19 protein-coding genes and 1 riboswitch are annotated in these 23,288 nt (G+C 58.8%); of the genes, 8 read left to right on the top strand and 11 right to left on the bottom strand.

All coding sequences use genetic code 11. The features are described 5' to 3' along the window. Nucleotides 1-431 precede the first annotated feature (431 nt). Both VOI22_RS15555 and VOI22_RS15550 read right to left on the bottom strand, forming a co-directional pair. Nucleotides 432-1,499 (bottom strand): HlyD family type I secretion periplasmic adaptor subunit, encoded by a 1,068-nt coding sequence (locus VOI22_RS15555; protein WP_323797368.1) that lies wholly within the window; start codon nucleotides 1,497-1,499, stop codon nucleotides 432-434. Nucleotides 1,500-1,572: 73 nt separating this feature from the next. After that, nucleotides 1,573-2,925, bottom strand: coding sequence for an ABC1 kinase family protein (locus tag VOI22_RS15550; RefSeq protein ID WP_323797520.1), 1,353 nt, complete (start codon nucleotides 2,923-2,925; stop codon nucleotides 1,573-1,575). 117 nt (nucleotides 2,926-3,042) lie between these two features. Further along, nucleotides 3,043-3,205: riboswitch (FMN riboswitch) on the top strand. An 89-nt stretch (nucleotides 3,206-3,294) separates the two neighbouring features. Here VOI22_RS15550 and VOI22_RS15545 point away from each other — a divergent pair. The 3 genes from VOI22_RS15545 (at nucleotide 3,295) to VOI22_RS15535 (ending at nucleotide 5,639) form a co-directional block, all read left to right on the top strand. Next, nucleotides 3,295-3,774, top strand: coding sequence for a 6,7-dimethyl-8-ribityllumazine synthase (locus VOI22_RS15545; protein ID WP_323797367.1), 480 nt, complete (start codon nucleotides 3,295-3,297; stop codon nucleotides 3,772-3,774). A 128-nt stretch (nucleotides 3,775-3,902) separates the two neighbouring features. After that, nucleotides 3,903-4,919, top strand: a complete 1,017-nt coding sequence (msrP, locus tag VOI22_RS15540) for a protein-methionine-sulfoxide reductase catalytic subunit MsrP (RefSeq protein ID WP_323797366.1) — start codon at nucleotides 3,903-3,905, stop codon at nucleotides 4,917-4,919. Nucleotides 4,920-5,087: 168 nt separating this feature from the next. Next, nucleotides 5,088-5,639 carry a PAS domain-containing protein gene (locus VOI22_RS15535; RefSeq protein ID WP_323797365.1) on the top strand — a complete coding sequence of 184 codons (552 nt, stop codon included), beginning with the start codon at nucleotides 5,088-5,090 and terminating at the stop codon, nucleotides 5,637-5,639. Between the two features lie 9 nt (nucleotides 5,640-5,648). Here VOI22_RS15535 and VOI22_RS15530 read toward each other — a convergent pair whose 3' ends face one another. Continuing rightward, the gene (locus VOI22_RS15530; protein ID WP_323797364.1) at nucleotides 5,649-6,449 is read right to left on the bottom strand and encodes a class I SAM-dependent methyltransferase; all 801 of its coding nucleotides are present in this window, start codon (nucleotides 6,447-6,449) and stop codon (nucleotides 5,649-5,651) included. Nucleotides 6,450-6,561: 112 nt separating this feature from the next. Here VOI22_RS15530 and VOI22_RS15525 point away from each other — a divergent pair, with 112 nt between their 5' ends. The 3 genes from VOI22_RS15525 (at nucleotide 6,562) to VOI22_RS15515 (ending at nucleotide 9,081) form a co-directional block, all read left to right on the top strand. Continuing rightward, nucleotides 6,562-6,975, top strand: a complete 414-nt coding sequence (locus VOI22_RS15525; protein WP_323797363.1) for a GFA family protein — start codon at nucleotides 6,562-6,564, stop codon at nucleotides 6,973-6,975. Between the two features lie 99 nt (nucleotides 6,976-7,074). Beyond that, nucleotides 7,075-8,043, top strand: coding sequence for a thioredoxin-disulfide reductase (gene trxB / locus VOI22_RS15520; protein ID WP_323797362.1), 969 nt, complete (start codon nucleotides 7,075-7,077; stop codon nucleotides 8,041-8,043). Nucleotides 8,044-8,187: 144 nt separating this feature from the next. Continuing rightward, nucleotides 8,188-9,081, top strand: coding sequence for a LysR family transcriptional regulator (locus VOI22_RS15515; protein WP_323797519.1), 894 nt, complete (start codon nucleotides 8,188-8,190; stop codon nucleotides 9,079-9,081). A 422-nt stretch (nucleotides 9,082-9,503) separates the two neighbouring features. Here the strand turns inward: VOI22_RS15515 and VOI22_RS15510 are convergent, their stop codons facing one another. From VOI22_RS15510 to VOI22_RS15490, 5 genes are all read right to left on the bottom strand, one after another. Further along, nucleotides 9,504-10,883: a HAMP domain-containing sensor histidine kinase gene (locus VOI22_RS15510; RefSeq protein ID WP_323797361.1), complete on the bottom strand. Its 1,380-nt coding sequence runs from the start codon at nucleotides 10,881-10,883 to the stop codon at nucleotides 9,504-9,506. A gap of 234 nt (nucleotides 10,884-11,117) precedes the next feature. Then, nucleotides 11,118-12,413, bottom strand: a complete 1,296-nt coding sequence (locus VOI22_RS15505) for a TRAP transporter large permease (RefSeq protein ID WP_323797360.1) — start codon at nucleotides 12,411-12,413, stop codon at nucleotides 11,118-11,120. Then, nucleotides 12,406-12,909 (bottom strand): TRAP transporter small permease, encoded by a 504-nt coding sequence (locus VOI22_RS15500; RefSeq protein ID WP_323797359.1) that lies wholly within the window; start codon nucleotides 12,907-12,909, stop codon nucleotides 12,406-12,408. The genes VOI22_RS15505 and VOI22_RS15500 overlap by 8 nt, the downstream gene beginning before the upstream one ends. Nucleotides 12,910-12,972: 63 nt before the next feature. Beyond that, nucleotides 12,973-13,965, bottom strand: coding sequence for a TRAP transporter substrate-binding protein DctP (dctP, locus tag VOI22_RS15495; protein ID WP_323797358.1), 993 nt, complete (start codon nucleotides 13,963-13,965; stop codon nucleotides 12,973-12,975). A 49-nt stretch (nucleotides 13,966-14,014) separates the two neighbouring features. After that, on the bottom strand, nucleotides 14,015-14,902 hold the full coding sequence (locus tag VOI22_RS15490) for a shikimate dehydrogenase (protein ID WP_323797357.1): 888 nt from the start codon (nucleotides 14,900-14,902) through the stop codon (nucleotides 14,015-14,017). Nucleotides 14,903-15,098: 196 nt separating this feature from the next. Between VOI22_RS15490 and VOI22_RS15485 the strand changes: the two genes are divergently transcribed. Beyond that, nucleotides 15,099-16,751, top strand: coding sequence for an alpha/beta hydrolase fold domain-containing protein (locus VOI22_RS15485; protein ID WP_323797356.1), 1,653 nt, complete (start codon nucleotides 15,099-15,101; stop codon nucleotides 16,749-16,751). Nucleotides 16,752-16,803: 52 nt separating this feature from the next. Next, nucleotides 16,804-18,699, top strand: a complete 1,896-nt coding sequence (locus VOI22_RS15480) for a bifunctional sugar phosphate isomerase/epimerase/4-hydroxyphenylpyruvate dioxygenase family protein (protein ID WP_323797355.1) — start codon at nucleotides 16,804-16,806, stop codon at nucleotides 18,697-18,699. Between the two features lie 200 nt (nucleotides 18,700-18,899). On the opposite strand, the gene sbmA is transcribed toward VOI22_RS15480, so the two are convergent. From sbmA to VOI22_RS15465, 3 genes are all read right to left on the bottom strand, one after another. Further along, entirely contained in the window at nucleotides 18,900-19,904 is a 1,005-nt protein-coding gene (gene sbmA / locus VOI22_RS15475) for a peptide antibiotic transporter SbmA (protein WP_323797354.1), read from the bottom strand. Nucleotides 19,905-20,011: 107 nt separating this feature from the next. Then, complete coding sequence (locus VOI22_RS15470; RefSeq protein WP_323797353.1) at nucleotides 20,012-22,234, bottom strand: ATP-binding protein; 2,223 nt, start codon at nucleotides 22,232-22,234, stop codon at nucleotides 20,012-20,014. Between the two features lie 152 nt (nucleotides 22,235-22,386). After that, entirely contained in the window at nucleotides 22,387-23,220 is an 834-nt protein-coding gene (locus VOI22_RS15465; RefSeq protein ID WP_323797352.1) for an amidohydrolase family protein, read from the bottom strand. Between the last annotated feature and the right edge of the window lie 68 nt (nucleotides 23,221-23,288).

Raw genomic sequence — 23,288 nt, 5'->3', positions numbered from 1 at the left:
TTCCGGCTTCTACACTGCAATTTTCCAATCCAGAAAAAAATCGCAGGCATAACCACCAACACAAAAATTAATACACGACTTACGAAAACAAAATCAAACAAAGCACATAAAGATATTAAATAAATAAATGAAAACAAGAACGACAAAAAGAATAGAATATTATATGTTATGGAATATTTTATTTCCGATAAATTATTATAAAAAACTAAATATAATGATGAAACAAATGTAAGAAAACAAAACAAAAACACACACATTGATAAAGTTCGTAAATCTGCAATTAAAAGAAAAAATGCCACAACAACACCAACCCATGATGCTGGATGCACCATCCACACTAGAAATCTTACTTGACCGTGCAATAAAATTGTTAATCCTAGAGACATGAAAAAACCTCCATTATAAAATACTGAATAATGTGTTCATTAATTTCATCTTTCCCGCATCCCTTCACTCGCATAGCGCAGTACAGGCTGCAGTACATATTCCAGCACCCGTCTCTCCCCCGTCAGCAGGTCCGCCGTCACGGACATGCCCGGCACCAGGCGCACGTCCCTGCCGTCCACGTTCAGATGTTCTCGTTCGATCTCGATCCGCGCCGTGTAGGACAGCATCTGCGGCGCCGCCTGCGGGCCGGTTGTGGCCGCGCCCGCCGCGCCGGCGGCGTTGTTCGCGTCCTGGGGCACGACAGCGTCGGCGCTGAGGCTGACGATCCTTCCCTCGATGCTGCCGTAGCGCATGTAGTTGAAGGCATCAACCTTCACCGCCGCCCGCTGGCCGATCTCGATAAAGCCGATATCCCGGTTCGTCACCGTCGCCTCGACCGTCAGGCGGTCCCCGTCCGGCACGATCCGCATCAGCGGCGCGCCGGGCTGGATATAGCCGCCGAGCGTATGCACCGAGAGGCCGGTGACCTCCCCCGCCACCGGGGCCGCGAGGGTCAGGCGGCCGACCCGGTCACTTGCCTTGATCCGTTCCTGCATAGCCGCATTCGCCTTCTGCCGGGCTTCCGCCAGGGCGCGCTGGCGCTGTGCCTCGAAGGCGAGCAGCAGGTTCTCCGCCGTCGCCTCCGCGCTGGCGAGCGTCGCCTGCGCTTCCTCGATCTGCTTGTCCAGCACCAGGCCCTGATGCCGGGTCTCCAGCAGCGCCTGCTCATGCTCCAGATAGACTGACTTCTGCGTCAGCTGTTTTTCAAAGAGGATGCGCTGGCCGTCGACCCGCTCCGTCAGCAGCGGCAGTACGGCCGCCACCTTGTCCTGCTCCGCCCGGAGCGAGGCCAGGGTCGCCCGGGCCCGGGCCGCTTCCCGGCCGGCCCGCTGCCGCTCGCCCATCAGCGCCGCCCATTCCGCCCGCAGCCCCGCGATGCTGTCCGCCACCTCATGCGCGGGCGCACCCTCCGGCACCTCGAACAGCTCCTCCGGCGGGATAGGGGCGCCGCCGGATGCGAGTGCCGTGGCAATGTCCAGATGGCCGAACCGGCGCATATCAGCGAAACACAAGACAGGTCTCCGATGCACTTCCTTTGCACCGGATACTATGCATCCGCCCCCGTCGGATCACGCAAAAAAACACCTACTCCGCCGCTGGCACCCGCGCCTCCTTCAGCGCCGCCGCCTGCCGCTTCGCCAGCGCATCCACATCGAAATCCGCGACCAGATCGTGGAACAGGCGGTACCAATTCACTTCCGCCTTCAGATGCAGGAACACCGAGCCGAGCCCGATCGCGGCGCGGTCCATCAGGACGAATTCACGGGGTGGTTTGACGCCTTGCAGGCGGCGGAGTTCGACATGGACCTTTTCCGCCACCTCTCGGCCATACATGCCGGTGTTGGTTTCCTGGATGCGGCGGGCTTTGTCCTCCATCAACGGGGCGTAGATGAAGCGGGCCCACATGTTCAGTACCGATACCGTTTCCTTGTCCAGCCCCTGGAACCCCCAGCTTTCATAGGCATGGACCGCCAGCGCCTCGTCATCGGTTGAGAGGGCGTTGTAGAGATCGATGACGCCCTTGACGAAGCTCGGCGGGAAGACGCGGATACAGCCGAAATCGAGCAGGTTGACGGAGCCGTCCGGGCGGACCGAGTAGTTGCCGAGATGCGGGTCCCCGTGGATCACGCCGTATTCGTAGAACGGCACATACCAGGCCCGGAACATGTTGAGGGCGACGCGGTTGCGGCTTTCCTGATCGTCATGCGCGGCGATGAAATCGAGCAGCTTGGCGCCTTCCAGCCAGTTCATGCTCAGCACGCGCGGCGTAGTCAGGGCATCGACGCTGTGCGGCACATGCACGCCCGCCTCGTCCTTCAGCATCTGGCCGTAGAGCGCCATGTGCAGGGCCTCGCGCTGGTAATCCAGCTCCTCGCGCAGCCGGGCGGAGAGTTCCTTGTAGATCTCGTCCGTATGGATCGCCTTGTCGTAGCGGGCATAGATCGAGAAGATCAGCTTCAACTGGCGCAGGTCCGCCTCGACGGCTGACTGCATGTCCGGATATTGCAGTTTCACCGCCAGCGCGTTGCCGTCCGCATCCGTTGCCTTGTGCACCTGGCCAAGGGAGGCCGCCGCCGCCGCGTCATGCTCGAAGCTGCCGAATTTCTGCTGCCAGCCGGCACCCAGCTCCCGGCTCATCCGGCGCTTGACGAACAGCCAGCCCATGCTCGGCGCATCGGCCTGAAGCTGCACCAGCTCGTTGGTGTATTCCTTCGGCAGCGCGTCCGGGATGGTGGCCAGAATTTGCGCCACTTTCATCAGCGGGCCCTTGAGACCACCCAGGGCTTCGCGCAGCTCCGCCGCGTGCGTGCCCTTGTCCAGCTTCATTCCGAGATAGCGCTCGCCCGCGACCCGCGCCGCGAGGCCGCCAACAGCTCCGGTCACCCGCGCGTACCGCTTCACGCGGCCGCCCAGAGAATTGCGTTCCTGATCTTTCATGGCCGTGAAGATAGGACGCGACAGAGGCAAAGCCAGAGGCAAATGCTCCCTGCTCATTCGGGATTGCCCGAAGATGGTGTCAGCGCTAGGCTCCGCCCGCCGTCTCGCGAGGGACGGCATTGTTCTCGGGGCGGGGCGAAACTCCCCACCGGCGGTAACATGGGCCAACCTGTGAATGGGAAAGCCCATGAAGCCCGCGAGCGCCCGGCTTCGGCCGGGGTCAGCAGATTCGGTGTAACTCCGAAGCCGACGGTCACAGTCCGGATGAGAGAGAACGGCATGGGAGCGGAGATGGCCCTCGCGGGTTCCGTCCCCCTGTTTGTACTCGGCCTCGATTCCAGTGAGTTTTACATGGAGTTGGAACCGATAATGACGACCTCACCAAAAGATACAGGCATCGCGTCCGGCGACAGGATCGCCTTCATCCAGGCAAGCTGGCACAGCGACATGACCGACCGAGCCCGGGACGGTTTCATCGACGAGATGAAGCAGCGCGGCTTCGATACAGCGAAGATCGATTGCTTCCGCGTCCCCGGCGCCTTCGAAATCCCGCTGACGGCCATGAAGCTGATCGCCAGCGAGCGCTATGCCGCTGTCATTGCCTGCGGATTCGTCGTCGATGGCGGCATCTACCGGCACGATTTCGTCGCCTCAGCTGTGGTGGACGGGCTGATGCGGGTGCAGCTCGATACCGGCGTGCCGGTCTTCTCCGTCGTGCTGACGCCGCACCACTTCCACGAAACCGAGGACCATACCCGGTTCTTCCGGGAGCATATGGTCGGCAAGGGCCGGGAAGCCGCCGGAGCCTGCCTCGACGTGCTCGCGCTGGAAGAAACACTCGCGGCTTAGGCCGCTCAACACTTCCCAGCCCAAGGCCGCACCATTCCGGACACGGCCCTCTCACTGGCACGTGAGTAGCCGTGTCCGGCTGCCTGCCCTATGTCTGTTCCTGAGTTTGGTATCGTCGGAGGAACATCATGCTGCTGAAGCGATTGAAGGGCTGGGAATTGCCGGAACGGGCGGTCACGTCTGAATCCGTCTTTCACAACAGGCGCGCCCTGCTGAAAGGCCTCGCGGCCGGGCCGATGATTCTCTCGGCAGCCGCATTGGCCGGTTGCAGCGACGAGGCGAGCGCCGAGGCGGATGCAGCGAAACAGCTCGCCTCCGTGGAGCCCGATCCCTCCTCCCACCTCTATCCGGTGAAACGGAACCCGGCCTTCGCCGATGGCGGACCGGACCGGCCGATCACCGATCCGGACCTTGCCACCAGCTACAACAATTTCTACGAGTTCGGCAGCCACAAGAATATCAGCCGCGCCGCCCAGGCCCTGAAAATCCGCCCCTGGACCGTGACTCTGGACGGCGAGGTTGCCCAGCCGAAGACAATAGATATCGATGATCTGCTGGATCAGATGCCACTTGAAGAGCGTGTCTACCGGCTTCGCTGCGTCGAGGCCTGGTCCATGGTCGTGCCGTGGAGCGGATTCCCGCTGTCAGCGCTGGTCAAACTGGCGGAGCCGCTCTCCTCGGCGAAATATATCCGCATGGAAACCTTCATGGACCCGGATAATGCCAAGGGCCAGAAGCAGCATTGGTACCCCTGGCCCTATATCGAGGGGCTGAGCATCGAAGAGGCGATGAACGATCTCGCCTTCATCGCCACCGGTATCTACGGCAAGCCGATGCCACGGCAGAACGGCGCACCGCTCCGGCTGGCGGTGCCGTGGAAATACGGTTTCAAATCGACCAAATCCATCGTCCGCTTCACCTTCACCTCGGAGCGCCCTGTTTCCTTCTGGGAGGAGCTGCAGAAGAGCGAGTACGGCTTCTGGGCGAACGTGAACCCCGAGGTTCCGCATGCCCGCTGGAGCCAGGCTTCAGAACGGCCGCTTGGCGGCGGCAACGAACGGATACCGACCCTGCTCTACAATGGCTATGCCGAGCAGGTGGCGGGTCTTTACAAGGGCATGGAAGGTGAACGGCTGTTCACCTGAAGACCAGCACCCGGACAATTACGTAACTAGCCGAAAATCGTCCCGTAAACGGTGTCGCCCAGACTCTGACCGAAATTGCTGTGGCAAAAAGCGCCTTTAGAAAGCAACATGATACTCTTTCTAAAGTATCTTGGGTAACGCAACACTCGATCACAGCTCTGCGGTCAGATGAACGAAACCGGCAAAGAAAAAGCCCTGACGGAACTCCGCAGGCGCATTCCACATGCGAATGACAGCCTGTTTGCGTTCTTTGGGGCCTGGCTGGATGCACGCGGGGACGCGTTGGTGCCACAGCGCAAAGCCTTCTCTCCCAACTCCATTCCCTCTTTGCTGCCATTTGTCTGGATTTACAGGTTCGACCTGAATAGGGGCGATTTTGTCTGCCAGCTAGCCGGCGAAACCGTGAACGGTGCCTGGGGAAAAATTATTCGCGGCCGCACCCTGTGCGAAATCGTCGGGACTGTCGATTACCCGGCCATGCGCGGGCGATGGCTTGAGATCGTGGGCCGCCCGGCCCTTATGTATGGCGCAGTCGAAGAAAAGCTCGCATCTCAGGAAACCTGGCGGGCGGAACGGTTGATGCTGCCAATGTCATCGTCGGATGGAACGATCGATGTCGTCCTCGGACTCAGCCTCTATACGCTTCAGCACAGAGCTCCCGGAGCACAGACGGGCGCATCAGACTTTACGGCGCACTATTCCTGCTCAGACTTCCGATAATCCACAAACTCAGGATGCTTTCTCGCGCCGGTACATTACCAGGTTGGTATCCGCGATATGCATCAGCGGCAACGTCCTGGACAGCTCGTTCAGAAACGCAAACACATCCGGTGCATCCGGTTTGTAGTCGTGCCACAGGATCACCCCGTCATCCGTCAGCATGTTCAGTGCTTTGCGGGTGTCGCTCTCGACATAGGAACGGGTGTGTGCGCCATCGATAAAAACCAAATTCACGGAACCGCGCAGCGGCTCCTCATCATAGGATTTACTGTCGGAAAAGATCTGCTTTATGTGTTTTTCCGAAGGCTGGCCGTTGTAGTAAAATGTCTCGAAAGAAGACTCGGCCACCGCGATGTCCCGGTGTTCCTTGTCATCCCCTAATCCGAATTCCGTCGCGGCGAGATCGTCGGGATGCAGCGTCAGCGTGAAGATTTCCGAGTCCGGCGCGGCATTCTGCGCAAACACATGCGCGGTCTTGCCGGAGCAGGTGCCGAATTCGAAGACCCGTTTCACATTCTTCGCCAGCGCCGCCATGACCCAGGACTCCCGGTCGGAGAGTGACGCAACCACGCCTTCCCCGCCGATGAACCGGACTTCGGAGTCCGGGCTCGGCCCGTACCGGGTCATCTCGAAACAGGGCGCGACCTCTTCCAGCTTCACTTTCCGAACGGGATATTCCGAAAAGGCAAAGGCACGCTTTTTCTGTCGGCGGAGCTTCAGCATCCGGCGGGTAACAAAGAAGAGCGCTACCAGCGACACCAGATTGGTCGCGAGAAGAAGGGCTGTCAGCCAAGCGGGCCAATCGGGCATGGATTGCATTCCAATGCTGGGGCTATTTCTGGATCCAGATGAGACATGACGGCGTGGTTGGTGGCTGTCAAGAATCAGCTTTTGAACAATCACGTAACCGTGGAGCATAGGCATGGCGAATGCCGGGATCGAACAGAGAGGGCATTGCCTCTGCGGCGCGACCCGATACACATTTTCCGGCCCGGCGAACTGGGTTGGCCATTGCCACTGCGAGAGCTGCAGACGCCAGACAGGCTCCGCATACACCACCTATATCGGCGTTCCCCGGGAAGCCGCGCATTTCACAGGAACGCCCCCTGCGATTTTCACATCCTCGCCCGGCGTGGAGCGCCTGTTCTGCGGGCATTGCGGAACTCCTATTGCCTACCGCTCCGACCGGTTCGCCGATGAAATCCATTTCTTCGCGGCAACACTGGAAGATCCGGATTCGGTCACTCCCGCATTTCACGTTTACTGGGATGAGCGGCTTTCCTGGACATCCTGCGACGACGAACTGCCTAAACATGCAGGATCTTCTTATGAATGACCTTCGGGCGGCTTGTTCCGCTCTCGCCTGTTGCTTATGTTCGAAGGAACCCTCAGAGACCGGCCGAGACGCCCCCAGATAGCAGGACTGCCCGCCCCCATGACCGAACACCGCGAGAAAATTGTCATCATCGGATCCGGCGCCGCCGGACTGACCGCCGCCATCTACACAGCCCGCGCCAACCTCAAACCGGTTGTGCTCGCAGGCCTACAGCCAGGCGGTCAGATGACGATCACCTCCGAGGTGGAAAACTATCCCGGGTTCGCGGATGTTATCCAAGGCCCCTGGCTGATGGAGCAGATGCAGAAACAGGCCGAACATGTCGGCGCGCGGATCGTCTACGATCTCGTAACCTCCGTCGATTTCTCCAAACGGCCATACACGCTGTCGATGGATAGCGGCGACACGTTCGTCGCCGACGCCGTGATCATCGCCACTGGCGCGCAGGCCCGGTGGCTGGGTCTGGAGAGCGAGCAGAAATACAGCGGAAAAGGCGTGTCCGCCTGCGCCACCTGCGACGGGTTCTTCTTCCGCAACCAGGAAGTCATCGTGGTCGGCGGCGGGAACACGGCGGTCGAAGAAGCTCTCTATCTCGCCAATATCGCCTCCAAGGTGACGCTGGTGCATCGCCGCGACACACTGCGCGCCGAGAAGATCATGCAGGAGCGCCTGTTCCGGCACGAGAAGATCGATGTGGTCTGGGACAGCGCCGTCGAGGAAGTGCTCGGCGGAGAAGGCCCGATGGCCGGTGTCGAAGGCGCGCGCATCAAGAACCTGAAAACCGGCGACGTTTCCGAAATCGCAGCGACCGGATTCTTCGTCGCCATCGGTCACGATCCGGCGACAAAGCCGTTCATAGAAGCGCTCGAAGCGGATGACGAGGGCTATCTGATCACCGAAAACGGCAGCCCGCGAACCTCGATTCCCGGCATTTATGCGGCCGGAGACTGTGTCGACAAGGTCTACCGGCAAGCCGTGACGGCGGCAGGAATGGGCTGCATGGCGGCGCTGGAAGCGGAGAAATATATCGCCGCGCTTGAGGATCAGGCTGCCGTAGCGGCGGAGTAATTCCGGCCGACCCGGTAACGATCCGATAACCCTTTTGCCTTAAAGTGCTTTTTACATCGTGTTCCTCTGGCCCACAGGACTCCTCTGGCCTAGAATAACGCGCGGAACAGTGAGCTAAAAAGGCGAGATCGGTTCATCATGGCCATGGACTGGGACAAACTCCGGGTATTTCATGCCGTTGCTGAGGCAGGCAGCTTCACGCACGCAGGTGAGACCCTTAATCTCAGCCAGTCCGCTGTCAGCCGGCAAATCAGTCAACTCGAAGACTCACTCAAGGTCGCGCTCTTTCACAGACATGCGCGCGGCCTGATTCTGACCGAGCAGGGCGAAACCCTGTATCGGACAGCGCGAGATGTCTTCGCCAAGCTTGCCGCCGCCGAAGCCAGCCTCTCGGAAGGCAAGGAGTTGCCGCGCGGCCCGCTGAAGATCACCACACCGGTCGCCTTCGGCTCAACCTGGCTTGCTTCACGCATCGGCAAATTTCTGGAACTTTATCCGGAGATCACGGTCAATCTGATCATCGATGACGGTGAGCTGGATCTTGGCATGCGCCAGGCAGATGTCGCCATCCGCCTGACACCGCCCCGTCAGCCGGATCTGATTCAGCGCCATATAAAAAATATAAAACTGCACCTCTACGCTGCCCCGTCCTATCTGAAACATGCGGGAATGCCGCAGACTGCGGAAGACCTTCAAGACCATCGCCTGGTGCTTTACGGTGATACGCCGCACCCGCCCTTTCCCAACGTGAACTGGCTGCGCGACGTCGCGACGGGCGGCAACCGGCGCACACATATGAACACCTTCTCGGTGAATAATTACTATGCGATCCTGCGCGCCGTTCAGGGCGGCGTCGGCATTGCCGCGATACCGGATTACCTGGCCCAGGAAGACAGCAGCCTGGTGCGCATTATGCCGGATCTCGAAGGCCCTCAGGTCCCGGCCTATTTTGTTTACCCGGAAGAGCTACGGCACTCGAAAAGAATTACCGTATTGCGCGACTTTCTCATTCAGGAAGTCGCACTGACGCAGTTTTGAGCATAGTGGAATAACGGCCTACCCCACCATTGGCGTAACGATATTAAAGCCGAATGGGAATACCGGTTTTGATTCGCAATTTATTTCATTTCACTAATTTGACATATGAAGGCGAATGGCTATGCATTTTTTGCATATCGGAACTGAACAAAAATGCATGGTCGTTAACGTCTTATAGACATATCTAAATCATTATCACGGTGCTGCTTTGCAGCATCTGACCTTCAGGCCCCCGCCTGAAGTAGAGGGTCCTTCGGGATCCTACGTCTCCCAGACGTGAAGCCTCCCTGTTCAACTTGCCGGGAACCTAAGGGTTCTCGGCATTTTTTCTTTTGGGGATGCCGTATTTAATCCCTGTCCCACTCCGCAGCAAGATCAAACGCCCATATCCCTGCTGCGATGCACAGCCCAACACCGCGCTCTTATGCTTCCGCTCCAGCGGGGAGCAGGACGCGGATTGTCGTGCCGACTCCGAATGTGCTTTCGATGTTCAGACTGCCGCCATGCAGTTCAACGAACTTCTTGGATAGAGCAAGCCCGATACCCTTTCCGTCCGGGTTATGCTTTTTACCGTCCTTGAGCTGATTGAAAGGTTCCAGAGCCTTGGGAATATCAGCCTCGGCCATCCCGATACCCGTATCCGAAACGCTGATTTCCAGAAACCCGTCGGCATTCCTCTTCAAGGCGACGTCAATCCGCCCGCCCGGCAAGGTGTAGTGGATTGCGTTGTTGATCAGGTTGATCAGAACCTGACGCAGCTTGAGACGCTCTGCCGAAATGATCAGCGGGGCGCCATGCCCTGCAGGCACGACATGCAGCTCGACACCGCCCCTTCTTGCCAGTGGAGCCAGCAAATCCCGGCAGAAGACCATGATCTCCTCGACATCCACAGGCTCCTTATCGATCGATGCCTGAAGGCTCTCGTTTTTCCCCAGGTTCAACATTTCGTCGATCAGGTTCGACAAATGTTTTCCACTCTCTGCGACGAGTGATCCGTATTCCTTGTATTTGGCATTCCCGATTGGACCAACAGCCTCAGTGCCAATGATTTCAGCGAACCCGATAATGCTGTTGAGCGGCGTTCGCAATTCATGCCCCAGCTTGTTGAAGGTTTCCTGCTTCAGGTCCTTCTCGAGTTCCGCCTCCCGATGCGCCAGCTCGAGGTTGGCAAGCAAGTGCTCCTTCTCGGCAGCGAGCATCAGGCGCTCGTCTGCCGCCTTTGAAACGGTCCACCCCCAGATCAACACGACAACCAGAAAGACCACCGCCATGAGTGCCAGAACAAGACCGGCATCTCCGTCCATGAAGGCGATGCCGATTGTCGGGCCGATCCCGGCCGGCAGAACAAAGGCCCGGAAGACCTTCTGACTGCCCGTCATGGTGAAGGTCGCGCCTGCCAGCATTCCGCAGGCTGCCATCAACACAACGCCAAGGACTTCGATTGGCATCGGAAAGATCGCTATGGCAAGACCGATCGCCGCCCAGATGCATCCTTGCGCAGCCGCACACAGGAACATGCGCTGCTCCCACATCGGCGCGTCAGAGCTGCCGACTTCCGAGCGGCTAAAGCGTCCGTTGAGAATGATCCGGTATGTGGAGACGCCCCCCATCAACAGGAGCCATCCGAAAAGATACTCAAGCGGGACATGGTCTTTCGCGGCAATGCAGATCAAAGCCGCAATGGCGATATTCGATAAGGCTGGGAATCTGGAATAGAATAGTGGCTCGATACGCCGCAGCACCAATTCTCCACCAGCGTCGTGGAAGTCGGATTCTTTCAAACCCGGAGATGATTTCTTCATCGATCTTCCGCCCCATTGCTCTTTTCTCAAGGCCTATGGGGCGACTAAGCCTGCACGCAATCCAAGAGTCGAGGCCGAATCGAGTTCACTCAACTCCATCTTCCAGCCATTCCGATCTCTCAGAGCGCCCGGAAGCTCCTGAACATAGGTCAGCAATGTTGCCCGTCATACGACGTCCAGTCCAGCGATACACAACCTGAAGATGCATGTCGCTGGATGGCGAAGCCAGTGAGTCTACCCCTTGTAGCCAAGCAGACGCGGCAGGAAGAGCACGAAGTCGGGCACGAAGGTAATCACGCCAAGTGCAACCAGGAGAGCGGCTAGGAAAGGCAGCAGATCCTTGACGATCCGGATCAGCGGTTGCTTCGTGATCGAGGCCACGATGAAGAGCAGAAGGCCATAGGGAGGAGTAATCAGGCCGAGCATGGCATTGACCACGGCAACGACACCGAAATGCACCAGATCGATACCCAGCGCCTGGGCCGTCGGCAGGAAGATCGGCACGATGATCAGCAGGATCGCACCGGATTCGAGAATGCAGCCGAGGACCAGGAACATGAAATTGATGGCCAGCAGGAAACCCACACGCGAAAGATCATACTGTGCGAGGAAATCAGCCATCATCTGCGGCACGTTCTCCCGCGTCACCACATAGTCGAAAGTCAGGGCTCCAGCGATCAGGATACCGACCGTTGCCGTAGACCGGGCGGAGCCGAGCAGTGCCTGGTAGAAGCCCTTGAAGGTCACCGAGCGGTAGAGCAGCACCGAAATTGACAGGGCATAGAATGCGGCCACGGCAGCAGCTTCCGTCGGCGTCATCACGCCGCCATAGATACCGCCCAGCAGAATGACCGGCAGAAGCAGGGCCGGTATGGCGCGGAAAGTCGTCGCCGGCAGCTCCCGCAACGGGATGGCCTCGTCGGTCGCAAAACCCCGGCGGTGCGCGATGATCATGTTCATGATGATCAGCACGACGCCCATAAGCAGCCCCGGCAACATGCCGGCGGCGAACAGGTAGCCAACCGACTGATCCGAGACCAGGGCATAAAGCACCATGGGAATGGAGGGCGGGATGATCGGTCCGATTGTCGCCGAGGCCGCCGTGATGGCAGCGGCATAGGAGCCGGTATATTTCCCGTCCTTGGTCATCATGGTGATGATGATCTTGCCCATGCCGACGGCATCGGCGACGGCGGAGCCGGACATGCCGGAGAAAATCAGCGACGAGACCACGTTCACATGGCCGAGCCCGCCCTTGAAACGCCCGACCAGTGCCTGGCTGAACCGCAGCAGGCGATCCGCCAGGGTGCCGATATTCATGATGTCGGCAGCCAGGATAAAGAGCGGAATGGCAAGCAGCGTGTAGCCGTGGAAGAGCCCTTGCAGCAGCGTCTCGGAGGCGATCGAGGGATCGAAACCGCCAAGCAGCAGATAGGTGAAGGCGCCGCAGATCATCGCCAGCCCCATCGAGAGCCCGCCGAAAGCCAGGAACAGGATGAGCAGGAGTGCGACTGTAAACGGATCAATCATAATCGTGGGTCTCCGCCCCGTGCGTAGGGCTGAAGGCGGGGCCTTTGCCGGACAGGCCATACCAGACACTGCGCAGGGACCGGAAAATCACGGCCAGCGCAAAGGGGACATAAATGGCGAAGACATAATCGAAGCGCAGCCGGATATAGGCCGTCTTCTCGATCTTCATGAAATCGATGAATTCCCAGGCATTCGGTAGCGTCCAGGCAAATATACCGGCGCATATCATGCCCGTGATCACGTCAAGAGCCCGGCGTCCGCCGCGCGGGAACATGTCGTAGATGATGTCCAGCCGGATAATGTCGCTATCCCGGACAACAAAAGCGTAGCCGAACAGAATGCCCCACAGCCAGCAGATCGACACCATCTCGACCGTCCAGCCCAGCGGCAGGTTCAGCACGTAGCGGAAAACAATCTGTATGAGAAAGCTCGCGAACAATGCAGCGAGTACCAGCGCGAGAAAATTCTCGGCGCGACGCGAAAGCCAACCCAGCAAAGCGGTCCCTCCGGAAAAGACAGCGGCACCGGCGCCGCAAAAGCGCCGGTGCCGCCTTGGATTTTAGGTCTTGTTGATCTTTTCGAGGAGTCCGGCGGGCCAGTTCTTCGAATAGTCGGAGTTTTTGTACATATCGAGCGCGTGATTACGGAACGCATCGATGTCCGGCTTGTAGAGCTTCAAACCTTCTTTCTCGAAGAAGTCCGCCATCTCCTTCTCAAGCCCGAGCGTGCTCTTGTCCATGGCAGCCTGGAACTGCATGGAGCATTCCTTGACCTTCGCTTTCTGCGCGTCGTTCAGGCTGTTCCATTTCTTGCCTGACATGGCGAAGATGTTTGTGGCGACCCGATGACTGGTCAGGATGATCTGGTTCGTCACCTCGTAGAACTTCATCTGCTTGTTGGTCGGCAACGGGTTGTCCTGCCCGTCGACGGTACCGGTCTGCAGCGCCGTGTAGACTTCGGTGAACGCTACCGGCGTCGGATTGGCGCCGAGCGCCTTGCCCAGGAACTGCCAGCCCTCACCGCCTGGCATGCGCAGCTTGATGCCAGCCATGTCCGCCGGCGTCATAATCTTCTTGTCACCTTTGATGTTGACGTGGCGCGTGCCTATATAGGGATTAGCTAGGACCTTGACCCCGGTCTTCTCCTGAATCTCACTGAACAAACCGTCCATCACATCGCCATCGAACACCTTGCGCATGTGCTCATAGCCACGGAACAGATAGCCGGTACCAAGAATGGAGGCAGACGGAACCTGGTTCTCGAAGTCGTAGCTGGCGAGGTTGGCCATATCGAGGTTGCCGCGCTGCATCGCGGTCAACTCGGTGCCCTGCTTGAACAGAGTGGCGCCGAAATACGGCTTGAATTCAAAGCCGTCGCCAAGACAACCAGCGAAATGCTCCTTCAGGATACCGCTGCGGCGGTCCGTTTCCTGAACGGTGTCGGAATAGATGATCTCAACCTTGTCGGCGGCATTGACTGCCCCCGATGTGACCAGAAGAGCCATGGCGGCAACAGCACCTCGAAGGGTGCTTTTCATCGTTCGGTTTCGCATTGTTTCCTCCCTTTATTACGAATTTTGCGGACCCTGCGTTCCGCGACGGTCAGTCGAATGAGTCGAACACCGCCTTCATCCGGTCGGCATCCGGCGTAACGCCGGTGAACAGCTCGAAAGCCCGGACGGCTTGAAAGAGCGCCATACCGGCACCCGACAACACCGCACACCCCTTTGCCCGGGCATGTGCCAGCAACTCTGTTTCCAATGGAAAATAGACAATGTCCGCCACCCAATGACGGGGCTCGACAAGCGCGCCGTCGATTGGCATTCCCGGCATTTTCAGCATCCCCACCGGGGTTGCGTTGACGATGCCGTCGGCAGATCCAGCCGCATCTGCGACATCCTCGACAAGCTCGGCGCGCCCGGCACCGACGCGCTCGTTCAGCTCGGAGACAAGGGACGTGGCCAGATCCCGGTTCGTGTCGCAAACCAATAACGTTCCGACGCCGCCATCGATCAGGGCATGCGCGACGGCATGGCCGGCACCGCCTGCCCCCATCAGCAGCACCTTATCGCGCGCCACATCCGGAAGGCCGCGCCGCAGGCTTTCAGCAAAACCCCAATAGTCCGTGTTGTGCCCGATCCTGCCGTTCTTGGTGAACAGCACGGTATTGACGGCGCCCACCGCGCGCGCGTCATCGGAAAGCGCATCGAGGTGCGTCAGAATGTCTCTTTTGTACGGAACGGTTACATTGACGCCGCAATAATCGGCATCCTCCAGATCAGAGAGGATCCGGGCGAGTGTCGCCTCCCCCAGATCGCGCGGCAGATCGATCAGCCGATACTCGTAAGAAAGCCCGAGCGCCGCACCTTCATCCATATGCATCCTAGGAGTCCGCGAGGCCTGAATGCTGTTGCCAATCAGGCCCGCCAGCACACAATCAGGCAGCGAGGCTTCACCGATGCCATCGACTTCAACTTCCACAACGCCCATCCCTTATGTCCATGACCGTTAACAGTCTGGCTCATTTTTCTCGATATTGTTCACAGCGGTTAAATATGTCAATAGTGATGCCGTCAGCCCCTCATAGCGGGCCCGGGAAGCCCGGGTCGGCACGAAGGGCGCAGCCGCTTCAGTACTCCGTTATGCTGAGCCCAACGAAAGAAACTGAAGAACATGAAGGGAGGAAATGTTGGGCGAAGTTGACACGTCGGCAGAGCAGCCAGGCGAAATGTTTCGCAAAGGGTGGAAGCAGGACCCCGACGCGGTCCGGGCCAATATTCTCCAGATCGCACGCGAGATTTTCGCGGCGAAAGGGCTCTCAGGTGCCCGCATTTCGGAGATCGCGGCCAAGACCAAAACCTCGAAACGGATGATCTATTATTATTTCGGCGATAAGGAGGGCCTCTACCGGGCCGCTCTGGAAGACGCCTATCAGGAAATGCGCCGGTCCGAGGACGCCCTTGATCTGACCCAAATGCCGCCGGTAGAAGCCCTGCGGCAGCTTGCTGAATTCACCTTCGACCACCATCGCAACGCGGTCAATTTCGTCCGCCTCGTAACCATCGAGAACATCCATAACGGAGAACATATGTCCCGGTCCGACGGTATCGTCGGGCAGAACAGCTCGGCGATCCGGCTGCTTGAGAACATCTATGCGCGCGGCTGCGAGCTTGGATTGTTCCGGCGCGGACTGACGGCGCTTGAACTGCACTGGCACATCTCGGCTCTCTGTTATTTCAACGTTTCAAACCGGTCGACATTCTCCCGGATTTTCGGTGACGACCTGTTCAGCCCCAGGGGCCAGCAGATGCTGCGCCGGCATGTCGGTGACATGATCCTGCGCTTCGTCATGCGGACCGATACGGACAAAGGACGCAACGTGCTTAATTCATTGGACGAAACGCGCCGGATTCTTCCGGGCATCCTCAGGTTTCTCGACGTCTGGGACGGCAAGTGGGCCAGCCTGGCACCGGGCGCCACACCGGCTGACCGCCGGATCAGATTCGAGGCCATCGCCCGCGAAATGCGGCTGGAAACGCCGGAGAATGTGGAGACGGACGAGGAGCACTGGATCGACAGCCCCGGCGGTCCCGTCCGTGTTCGGATATTCCGTCATGCCGACAGCGCTCCGCAAGCCGCGCTGATCTATATGCATGGCGGCGCCTGGATGCAGGGCAGCCCGGAGACACACTGGGACATCACATCCCGGATCGCCGACTGGAACCGGCAGACGGTGATCAGCGTCGATTATGCGCTCGCTCCGGAACATCCCTATCCCGCCGCGTTCCAGCAATGTGTGTCGGTCGTACAATGGGCGCATGACAATGCCGGAAAACTCGGCATCGATCCGGCCCAGATCGCCATCGGCGGCGACAGTGCCGGCGGCAACCTCGCGGCGGCGGCAGCCCTGAAGTGCCGCGAATTGAACTTGCCACTGCAGGCGCAGCTGCTCGCCTACCCTTCCTGCGATTTCGACCGCACCCGGCCGTCCTATACCGAGAACGCGAACGGTCCATTGCTGAAAGTCGCCGGCATGGCGGGGAACAACGCGCTTTACTGCGCGGATGCAGAGCAGTTGAACAGCGATCCCTATATCGCCCCGCTCGCAGCCGACGACCATGCCGGACTGCCTCCGGCCTACATTGCAGTTGCCCAATACGACCCGCTGCGTGACAGCGGCGCCGCCTATGCGGACGCACTTGAAGCGGCAGGAGTACCGGTTAATCGGGATGCAGGTGAAGGCCTGATCCACGGCTATCTGCGGGCGCTGGAATACTGCCCCGAGGCAGAAGCATCCCTGCGCCGGATGTGCGCCTGGCTTAAAGCCAAATGTGCATAAAAGACCGCAAGAAAACTACGACAACTCCCGCACCTAAGGAGATATGACACCGATGAAAACCTCCATCGCCACGGTCTCGATCTCGGGTGACTTCGAGGAGAAAATGGCTGCCATCGCCGCAGCCGGTTTCGACGGCATCGAGATCTTCGAGAACGATTTCCTCGCCTTCGACGGATCGCCCCGCGACGCCGGGCAACTGGTGCGCGACCACGGCCTGGAAATCACCCTGTTCCAGCCTTTCCGTGATTTCGAAGGCATGCCCGAGCCGCAACGCACCCGCACCTTTGACCGGGCGGAACGGAAGTTCGACCTGATGGGGGAACTCGGCGCGGACCTCGTGCTGATCTGCTCCAACGTCTCACCACTCTCGCTCGGCGGCATCGATCGGGCGGCAGCGGATTTCGCCGAACTTGGCGAGCGGGCGGCCAAACGAGGAATTCGTGTCGGCTATGAAGCCCTCGCCTGGGGCCGCCATATCAACGACCACCGGGACGCCTGGGAGATCGTACGCCGGGCCGATCATCCGAATATCGGTCTGATCGTCGATTCCTTCCACACACTCGCGCGGGATCTTGACCCGAATTCCATCCGGTCCGTTCCGGGCGACAAGATCTTTTTCGTTCAGCTTGCCGACGCGCCGGCGATCGACATGGATCTCTTCCACTGGAGCCGGCATTACCGCTGCATGCCGGGCGAAGGCGATCTCGACGTCACCAAGTTTATGAGCGCCGTCGCAGCCACCGGGTACGACGGCTATGTCTCCCTCGAAATCTTCAACGATCAGTTCCGTGGGGGCTCCCCCAAGACCATCTCCATCGATGGGCACCGCTCCCTTGTCTATCTGATGGACAGGGTCAAACGCTCCGAGCCGGGCATCGTGATGGACGTTCCGGAGATGCCGGACCGGGTCCGGGCCTCCGGTATCGAGTTCATCGAATTCGCGGCGGACGAAAAAGAGGCCGAGGAGCTCTGCTCCCAACTGACGGCGCTGGGGTTCAAGAAAGCCGGACGGCACATCGCAAAGGACGTGAGGCTCTGGCGCCAGGGCGATATCAACATCGTCATCAATACCGAGCGCGAAGGCTTTGCCCATTCGTCCTATCTGGTTCACGGCACAACCGTCTGCGATATCGGCCTGAAGGTGGAAGACGCGACCGCCACAGTGGAACGGGCCCGCCAGCTCGGCGCGACGCTGTTCGAGCAACCCGTCGGCCCCGGCGAGTTGAGCATCCCCGCCATTCGGGGGGTTGGCGGCGGGATCATGCATTTCCTCGACAGCCACAGCGACCTTGCCCGGGTCTGGGAGATCGAGTTCAAGCCGGAAGACGATCAGGCTCCGGGTCTGGATGTCGGCCTGACCAGCATCGATCACCTGGCCCAGACCATGAACTACGAGGAAATGCTGACCTGGCTGCTGTTCTACACATCGATCTTCGATACCCGCAAAACGCCGATGGTCGATGTTGTCGATCCCGCCGGACTGGTCCGCAGCCAGGCAATTGAAAACCCGGAAGGCTCGCTCCGCATCACGTTGAATGGCGCGGAAAACAACAAGACCCTTGCCGGACATTTCATTTCGGAAAGCTTCGGGTCCGCCGTACAGCATGTGGCCTTCAAGACCGACGACATTTTCGCAACCGCGGAGCTCTTGAAGAAAACCGGCTTCGTCCCCCTCGCCATTTCACCGAATTACTATGACGACCTGGATGCCCGTTTTGCACTCGACGAAGATCTGCTCACGCGCCTTCAAAGCGCCTGCATTCTCTACGACAGAGACGAGCAAGGTGAGTATTTCCAGATCTACAGCCCCAATTACGGCGAAGGCTTCTTCTTCGAAATCGTCGAGCGGAGAGGTGGATACTCAGGATACGGCGCAAGCAACGCGCAGTTCCGGATAGCCGCCCAGAAGCGGGCGCTCGAAAGCGAGCCCACAAGCATAAGGGGATAATCTTGATCCATTTTTTCGCGAAAGCTTGAGATCGGCTATCATCTGAGACTGATTACAAGAACAAATCTGATTATTAAATCCAGCCACGGAGCACCGGTCCAGCGCTGCCTATTGGCGGCTCATTGGACCCGTTAGCAAGTCCTGAAAGGTCAGACTAAACGCACGAGCTTGCAGCGCTTCGCGAGCACTCCGGCTCTGAGTTACTCCGCCGCTTCAGGCTGCGGTTCCGGCGGCAGCGTTGCAAGCTGAGCCTCGAAGGCGCGCAGACGCTTATAGACGGAGATCAGCTCGACAATGGTTCCCCAGCTCCTGACCAGGAACTGGAAGGATGATTCCACCCGACCAAACGCCCGGACAATCTGCTGCATGACGCCAAGCGTGATGGCCCCGGCAACAATTGTCGGCGCAAGGGCGATATAGGGCACCAGAACGCCAAACTGCAGATAACTCCATTTGGCGATGTCGAAATACATGTAGTGAAAAAACAGCCGGAAATAGTTCCGCCGGACATTCTGGAACAATTCCCACACGGTCGGCGGTGTTGCACGGTCCTCGTGATCCTCCCCGTAGACCAGCTCCTTCCGGTAAGCCGCCTCAACCTTCTGGTTGTTGAACTCAAGTCCCGGCAGTTTCACACCAACCACAGCCAGCACCGCCGTCCCCAAAAGGGCAAAGATGATCGCGACGTAAACGAGCGCGTGCTCCACCTCGCCAAAGAACGGCACCTCCTTCACCTGCTTCGAGAGGACCCAGAGGATCGGCAGAAAAGCGACCAGGGTCATCAGGGAGTCCAGCAGATTGCTGCCGAGCGTTTCCATGATATTTGCAAATCGCTTGGTGTCTTCCTGAACCCGCTGACTCGCTCCCTCGATATGGCGCAGGCGCTGCCAGTGCGACATGTAGAAGTTGTTCATCGCCTGGCGCCAGCGGAACACCCAGTGCTTGGTGAAAAACCCGAGGAAGACCGCGACGCAAACATAGATCCCGGCAATCTGCCCGAATGTGAGAAGCAGCTTGTAGAATTCTCCGATGGTAATGCTGCCCGGCTCGCCCAACGCTTTCTGGACGGTGTCGTAAAATCCACCGAACCATTCATTGATCTGGACGTCGAGCTGAACCTGATACCAGGTGCCGCCGAAGATCAACGCCATACCAACCCACGACCAGACCGCCCATTCGCGGGTCAGAAAGAAGGATCGAAACATCAGGTCACCTGTTTTCGGTTCTGCTCAATGCTCAGGATGTATAGACAGATCGCCCCCGGAACAACCGGACATACGCACGCCCCGCCTGACGCCCCTGATAGCCTTGGCTAAGCGTCGTCGTCCGGATCTTCTTCGATATCGACCTTGGGCCCCACCGACGTTGTTTCCTGAAGCGCAGGTTTCGGGCCGAGTGCCGCATGCAGCCAGACCGTCACCTTGGTCCCGACACCGAGGGTGCTTTCTATCTTCAACTCGCCCGAGTGAGCCTCAACCAGAGATTTGACGATACTAAGGCCGAGCCCGGTACCTTCGTGGCTGTGATGTGGATGATTGCTCGCCTGGGAAAAGGGATCTGTGATGGTGGGGAGCTTGTCTGCCGCAATACCCTCGCCGCTATCCTCGACGACGATAGCAATCATGTCACCCCGGTCGGGCTGCGCGGAAAGCCGGATCCAGCCATCCTGCGGTGTAAATTTCACGGCATTGGACAGCAAGTTCAGGATGATCTGACGAACGGAGCGGAGGTCCGCGAACAGCCGCAACGGCGAACCCGGTAGCCCCACCTCAAGATTGATCGATTTATCGGCCGCGATTTTGGAAACTTCGACAGTGCTTTCCCGCAACAGATCCAGGAGGCCGATTTCCTCCTTCATGATCACCCGCTTGCCTGCCTCGATGGCGGAAATATCGAGAATGTCATTCACCAGTGCCAGCATATGGTTGCCGCTGTCATTGATGGCATCGGCATATTCCCGGTAGGCCGGCGCGCCGACCGGACCGAGGACTTCCTGCGAGAGCATTTCACTGAAACCGAGAATGGCGTTCAGCGGCGTGCGGAACTCATGGCTCATCGTCGCGAGGAATTCAGACTTCGCCCGGTTCGCCCGTTCGGCATCGAGTAGGGCACGGTCACGGGAAATCTCCGCCTCTCTCTGCCGGGTCACATCGCTGCCCGTTCCGCGATACCCGAGAAACGTGCCGTCATCGTCATAGAACGGCATACCGTTGATCATCACCGCGACTTCATGGCCGTCATCGCCGTGCAAGAGATACCGGAACCCGCTAAATGGCCGCTGCGCTTCGATGTCGGAGATATGCGTTCGCCATTTCTCCGAAGTCAGATCTTCGATTGTCGCCTCAAAACGGGTTCGCCCGAGATTGCTTTCAGGGATCAGTCCGCTGTAGTCCCGTGCGCCATGCGCGAAATAGCTGAAGCGCCCCTCGGCATCGGTTTCCCACAGCCAGTCCGAAGACGCCTCGGCGAAATCCCGGAACCGCTTCTCGCTTTCATGTAGCTGCATCTCCGTGCGATTGCGGTCTGTCATGTCCTGCATGACGACGACAGCTCCAGACCGGGAATCGTCCGGCATCGCCAGAGACATTCTGGAAACGGCGTAGCTGCGGGCCTGCCCCGAAGGAAGAGACAGCACCGTGGAGAAAGGCTGGACCCGGCCTTCCGACATGGGTCCAGCGTCCGGTTCCGCGCCTTGCACGATCCCCGCGTCCGACCAGATCTCGTCGATCTTCTTTCCCGCGACATCAGGCAGGTTGCAGCCTGCAAGCTGCGCAAACGCACTGTTCGCATTCACCAAAACACCGGCATCGTCTTCAACGAAAATCGGCATTGGCACGGCATCGATGATGTTCTGCCGCAAGTCGAGCTGCAAAAGTAAGGCGCTTTCGGCAGCATGGCGCGCATCGGCTTCAGTTTCGGACCGCGCCATCATCCTTTGGTGAGCAATGATCATCAGCCCGAACGCACAGCCGATGGCCAGTACCTGCGCCAGAAGAAAACCGTAAGGCGCAAACCACTCCACATTGCGCAAAAACGGGTAATCCAGCTGATGCAGTCCCCAGAAAACAAAGAGGGCTCCCGTTATCCGGTATCCAGCTCCCTTGCTGTCCGCACCCGCCTTTCGCCAGAGCGACCCGCCGGCAATGATCAACCCGGCTGCGGACAGGAGAAAGACCGGAACAGCTCGAACGAGAAACGGCAGCTGGAAAACTTCGGCTGCGAGGACCCAGAAAACGGTCAGACTGATACCCAGAACAACAAACTGGGCCAGAACTGTATATCCAAGAAATCTGCGCGTTCCGGCAGCCAGCATGAAAGCCGACATGGCCACCAGAGTTTCAAGGAAGATTGCCCCGTATTCCGGCGCAATGAACGCGATGCAGCCATTTGCACCGGAATAGGCCCAAAACCCGCCGGCCCACCAGCTCAATCCATCCGGGGCTTTCGGGATCGACCGCAAATACGTCAATGCAGCGGCAAGCAACAACGACGCTAGCATTGCGCTGAGCGCTGCAGTCTGCAGTGAAATGGCCATATTTAGGCAGTCCCGACTATCCATACGGTTTTCGTTGGAACGCCGAAACCGTAATTATTTTAAGTGCACTAGCGGATACTAAGCCGCGCACCTCGGGCCTGGGCAAGTCTAAATCGCTCTCACGACAATAATTTCACAAGCGAGCGAAAGCTCTACATGGCGTTCGGATTGGAGGCGAGCAGTCTCTCAGCGTTCCCGTATGCAATATTATTGCGAACAGGTTCGGGTAAGTCAGCGAGCCACCCTCGCACCCAAGTTATGTAATCGCCCACATCTTCCCAGCGGGATGGTGTGTAAGTATCGGTGCCGATAGTGAAGCGCTCAGGAAAACGAAGAAAGGTCCGGCGCCAGGCGGGAGAGATTTTCCCATTGGAGACGTGCTCGAAGCGAAAAGACAAGTCAGCCCGGAGTTCCGGGTGAGCACCGAGCATGGCTTCAACCCGCTCGCGGCCCTCGAAACCTGCATGTGCCCACAGGATTCGCGCTTCCGGGTCATGGCGGAAGATCCGGGCGATGGCATCGGCATCCGCGTGGGCATGGAGAAACAGCCCGTGCGTGCGCGCCAGGTCGACCAAGCCGCGAACTGCCGGCTTATCCGCATCAGCGCCAGAGACGTGAAATTCTCCGATCCCGGCATAGCGATTAGCCGCAAGCCGCTCGGCCACCATCCCCACCACGGTCGGATCGTCCACCCAGCTCTGCAATTCGCCCCGTTTCCGGTAGGGACGCAAGACCGGCACGATGAAGTCCGGAGCCTGCCGGTAGAGTTTTTGTGTCCCTTCATCCGGGGAGCTGGACACGAAGGCCCTGCGAAGCCCCGCCTGCCGCAAGATATCCACGGCGTCCTCAGCCGAATATCGCTCCGAGGCATCGTGGCTGAAGTGAATGTGGGTATCAAAGATCCGCAAGTCTTCCGCGGCTACCAGCTTAGAGGAAAGTCCCAGCATGATTGCCATAATCGCGAGGCCGCTCGCCAGTACCTTCATCGCACTCTCCCCACCTGATGCATATCCATCTGAATGATGTGGCGCATTCGCATTTATCGTCCAGCTTG

Origin of the sequence: Nisaea sp. (genome assembly GCF_034670185.1) — a bacterium.
Classification (GTDB): domain Bacteria; phylum Pseudomonadota; class Alphaproteobacteria; order Thalassobaculales; family Thalassobaculaceae; genus Nisaea.
This window is presented reverse-complemented; position numbering and strand designations above follow the sequence as displayed.

Excerpts from the sequence above, each read along its gene's own strand:
- VOI22_RS15550 (WP_323797520.1), bottom strand. The coding sequence starts at position 2,925 with ATGAAAGATCAGGAACGCAATTCTCTGGGCGGCCGCGTGAAGCGGTAC.
- VOI22_RS15545 (WP_323797367.1), top strand. The coding sequence starts at position 3,295 with ATGACGACCTCACCAAAAGATACAGGCATCGCGTCCGGCGACAGGATC.
- msrP (WP_323797366.1), top strand. The coding sequence starts at position 3,903 with ATGCTGCTGAAGCGATTGAAGGGCTGGGAATTGCCGGAACGGGCGGTC.
- VOI22_RS15535 (WP_323797365.1), top strand. The coding sequence starts at position 5,088 with ATGAACGAAACCGGCAAAGAAAAAGCCCTGACGGAACTCCGCAGGCGC.
- VOI22_RS15530 (WP_323797364.1), bottom strand. The coding sequence starts at position 6,449 with ATGCCCGATTGGCCCGCTTGGCTGACAGCCCTTCTTCTCGCGACCAAT.
- VOI22_RS15525 (WP_323797363.1), top strand. The coding sequence starts at position 6,562 with ATGGCGAATGCCGGGATCGAACAGAGAGGGCATTGCCTCTGCGGCGCG.
- trxB (WP_323797362.1), top strand. The coding sequence starts at position 7,075 with ATGACCGAACACCGCGAGAAAATTGTCATCATCGGATCCGGCGCCGCC.
- VOI22_RS15515 (WP_323797519.1), top strand. The coding sequence starts at position 8,188 with ATGGACTGGGACAAACTCCGGGTATTTCATGCCGTTGCTGAGGCAGGC.
- VOI22_RS15510 (WP_323797361.1), bottom strand. The coding sequence starts at position 10,883 with ATGAAGAAATCATCTCCGGGTTTGAAAGAATCCGACTTCCACGACGCT.
- VOI22_RS15505 (WP_323797360.1), bottom strand. The coding sequence starts at position 12,413 with ATGATTGATCCGTTTACAGTCGCACTCCTGCTCATCCTGTTCCTGGCT.
- dctP (WP_323797358.1), bottom strand. The coding sequence starts at position 13,965 with ATGCGAAACCGAACGATGAAAAGCACCCTTCGAGGTGCTGTTGCCGCC.
- VOI22_RS15490 (WP_323797357.1), bottom strand. The coding sequence starts at position 14,902 with ATGGGCGTTGTGGAAGTTGAAGTCGATGGCATCGGTGAAGCCTCGCTG.
- VOI22_RS15485 (WP_323797356.1), top strand. The coding sequence starts at position 15,099 with ATGTTGGGCGAAGTTGACACGTCGGCAGAGCAGCCAGGCGAAATGTTT.
- VOI22_RS15480 (WP_323797355.1), top strand. The coding sequence starts at position 16,804 with ATGAAAACCTCCATCGCCACGGTCTCGATCTCGGGTGACTTCGAGGAG.
- sbmA (WP_323797354.1), bottom strand. The coding sequence starts at position 19,904 with ATGTTTCGATCCTTCTTTCTGACCCGCGAATGGGCGGTCTGGTCGTGG.
- VOI22_RS15470 (WP_323797353.1), bottom strand. The coding sequence starts at position 22,234 with ATGGCCATTTCACTGCAGACTGCAGCGCTCAGCGCAATGCTAGCGTCG.
- VOI22_RS15465 (WP_323797352.1), bottom strand. The coding sequence starts at position 23,220 with ATGAAGGTACTGGCGAGCGGCCTCGCGATTATGGCAATCATGCTGGGA.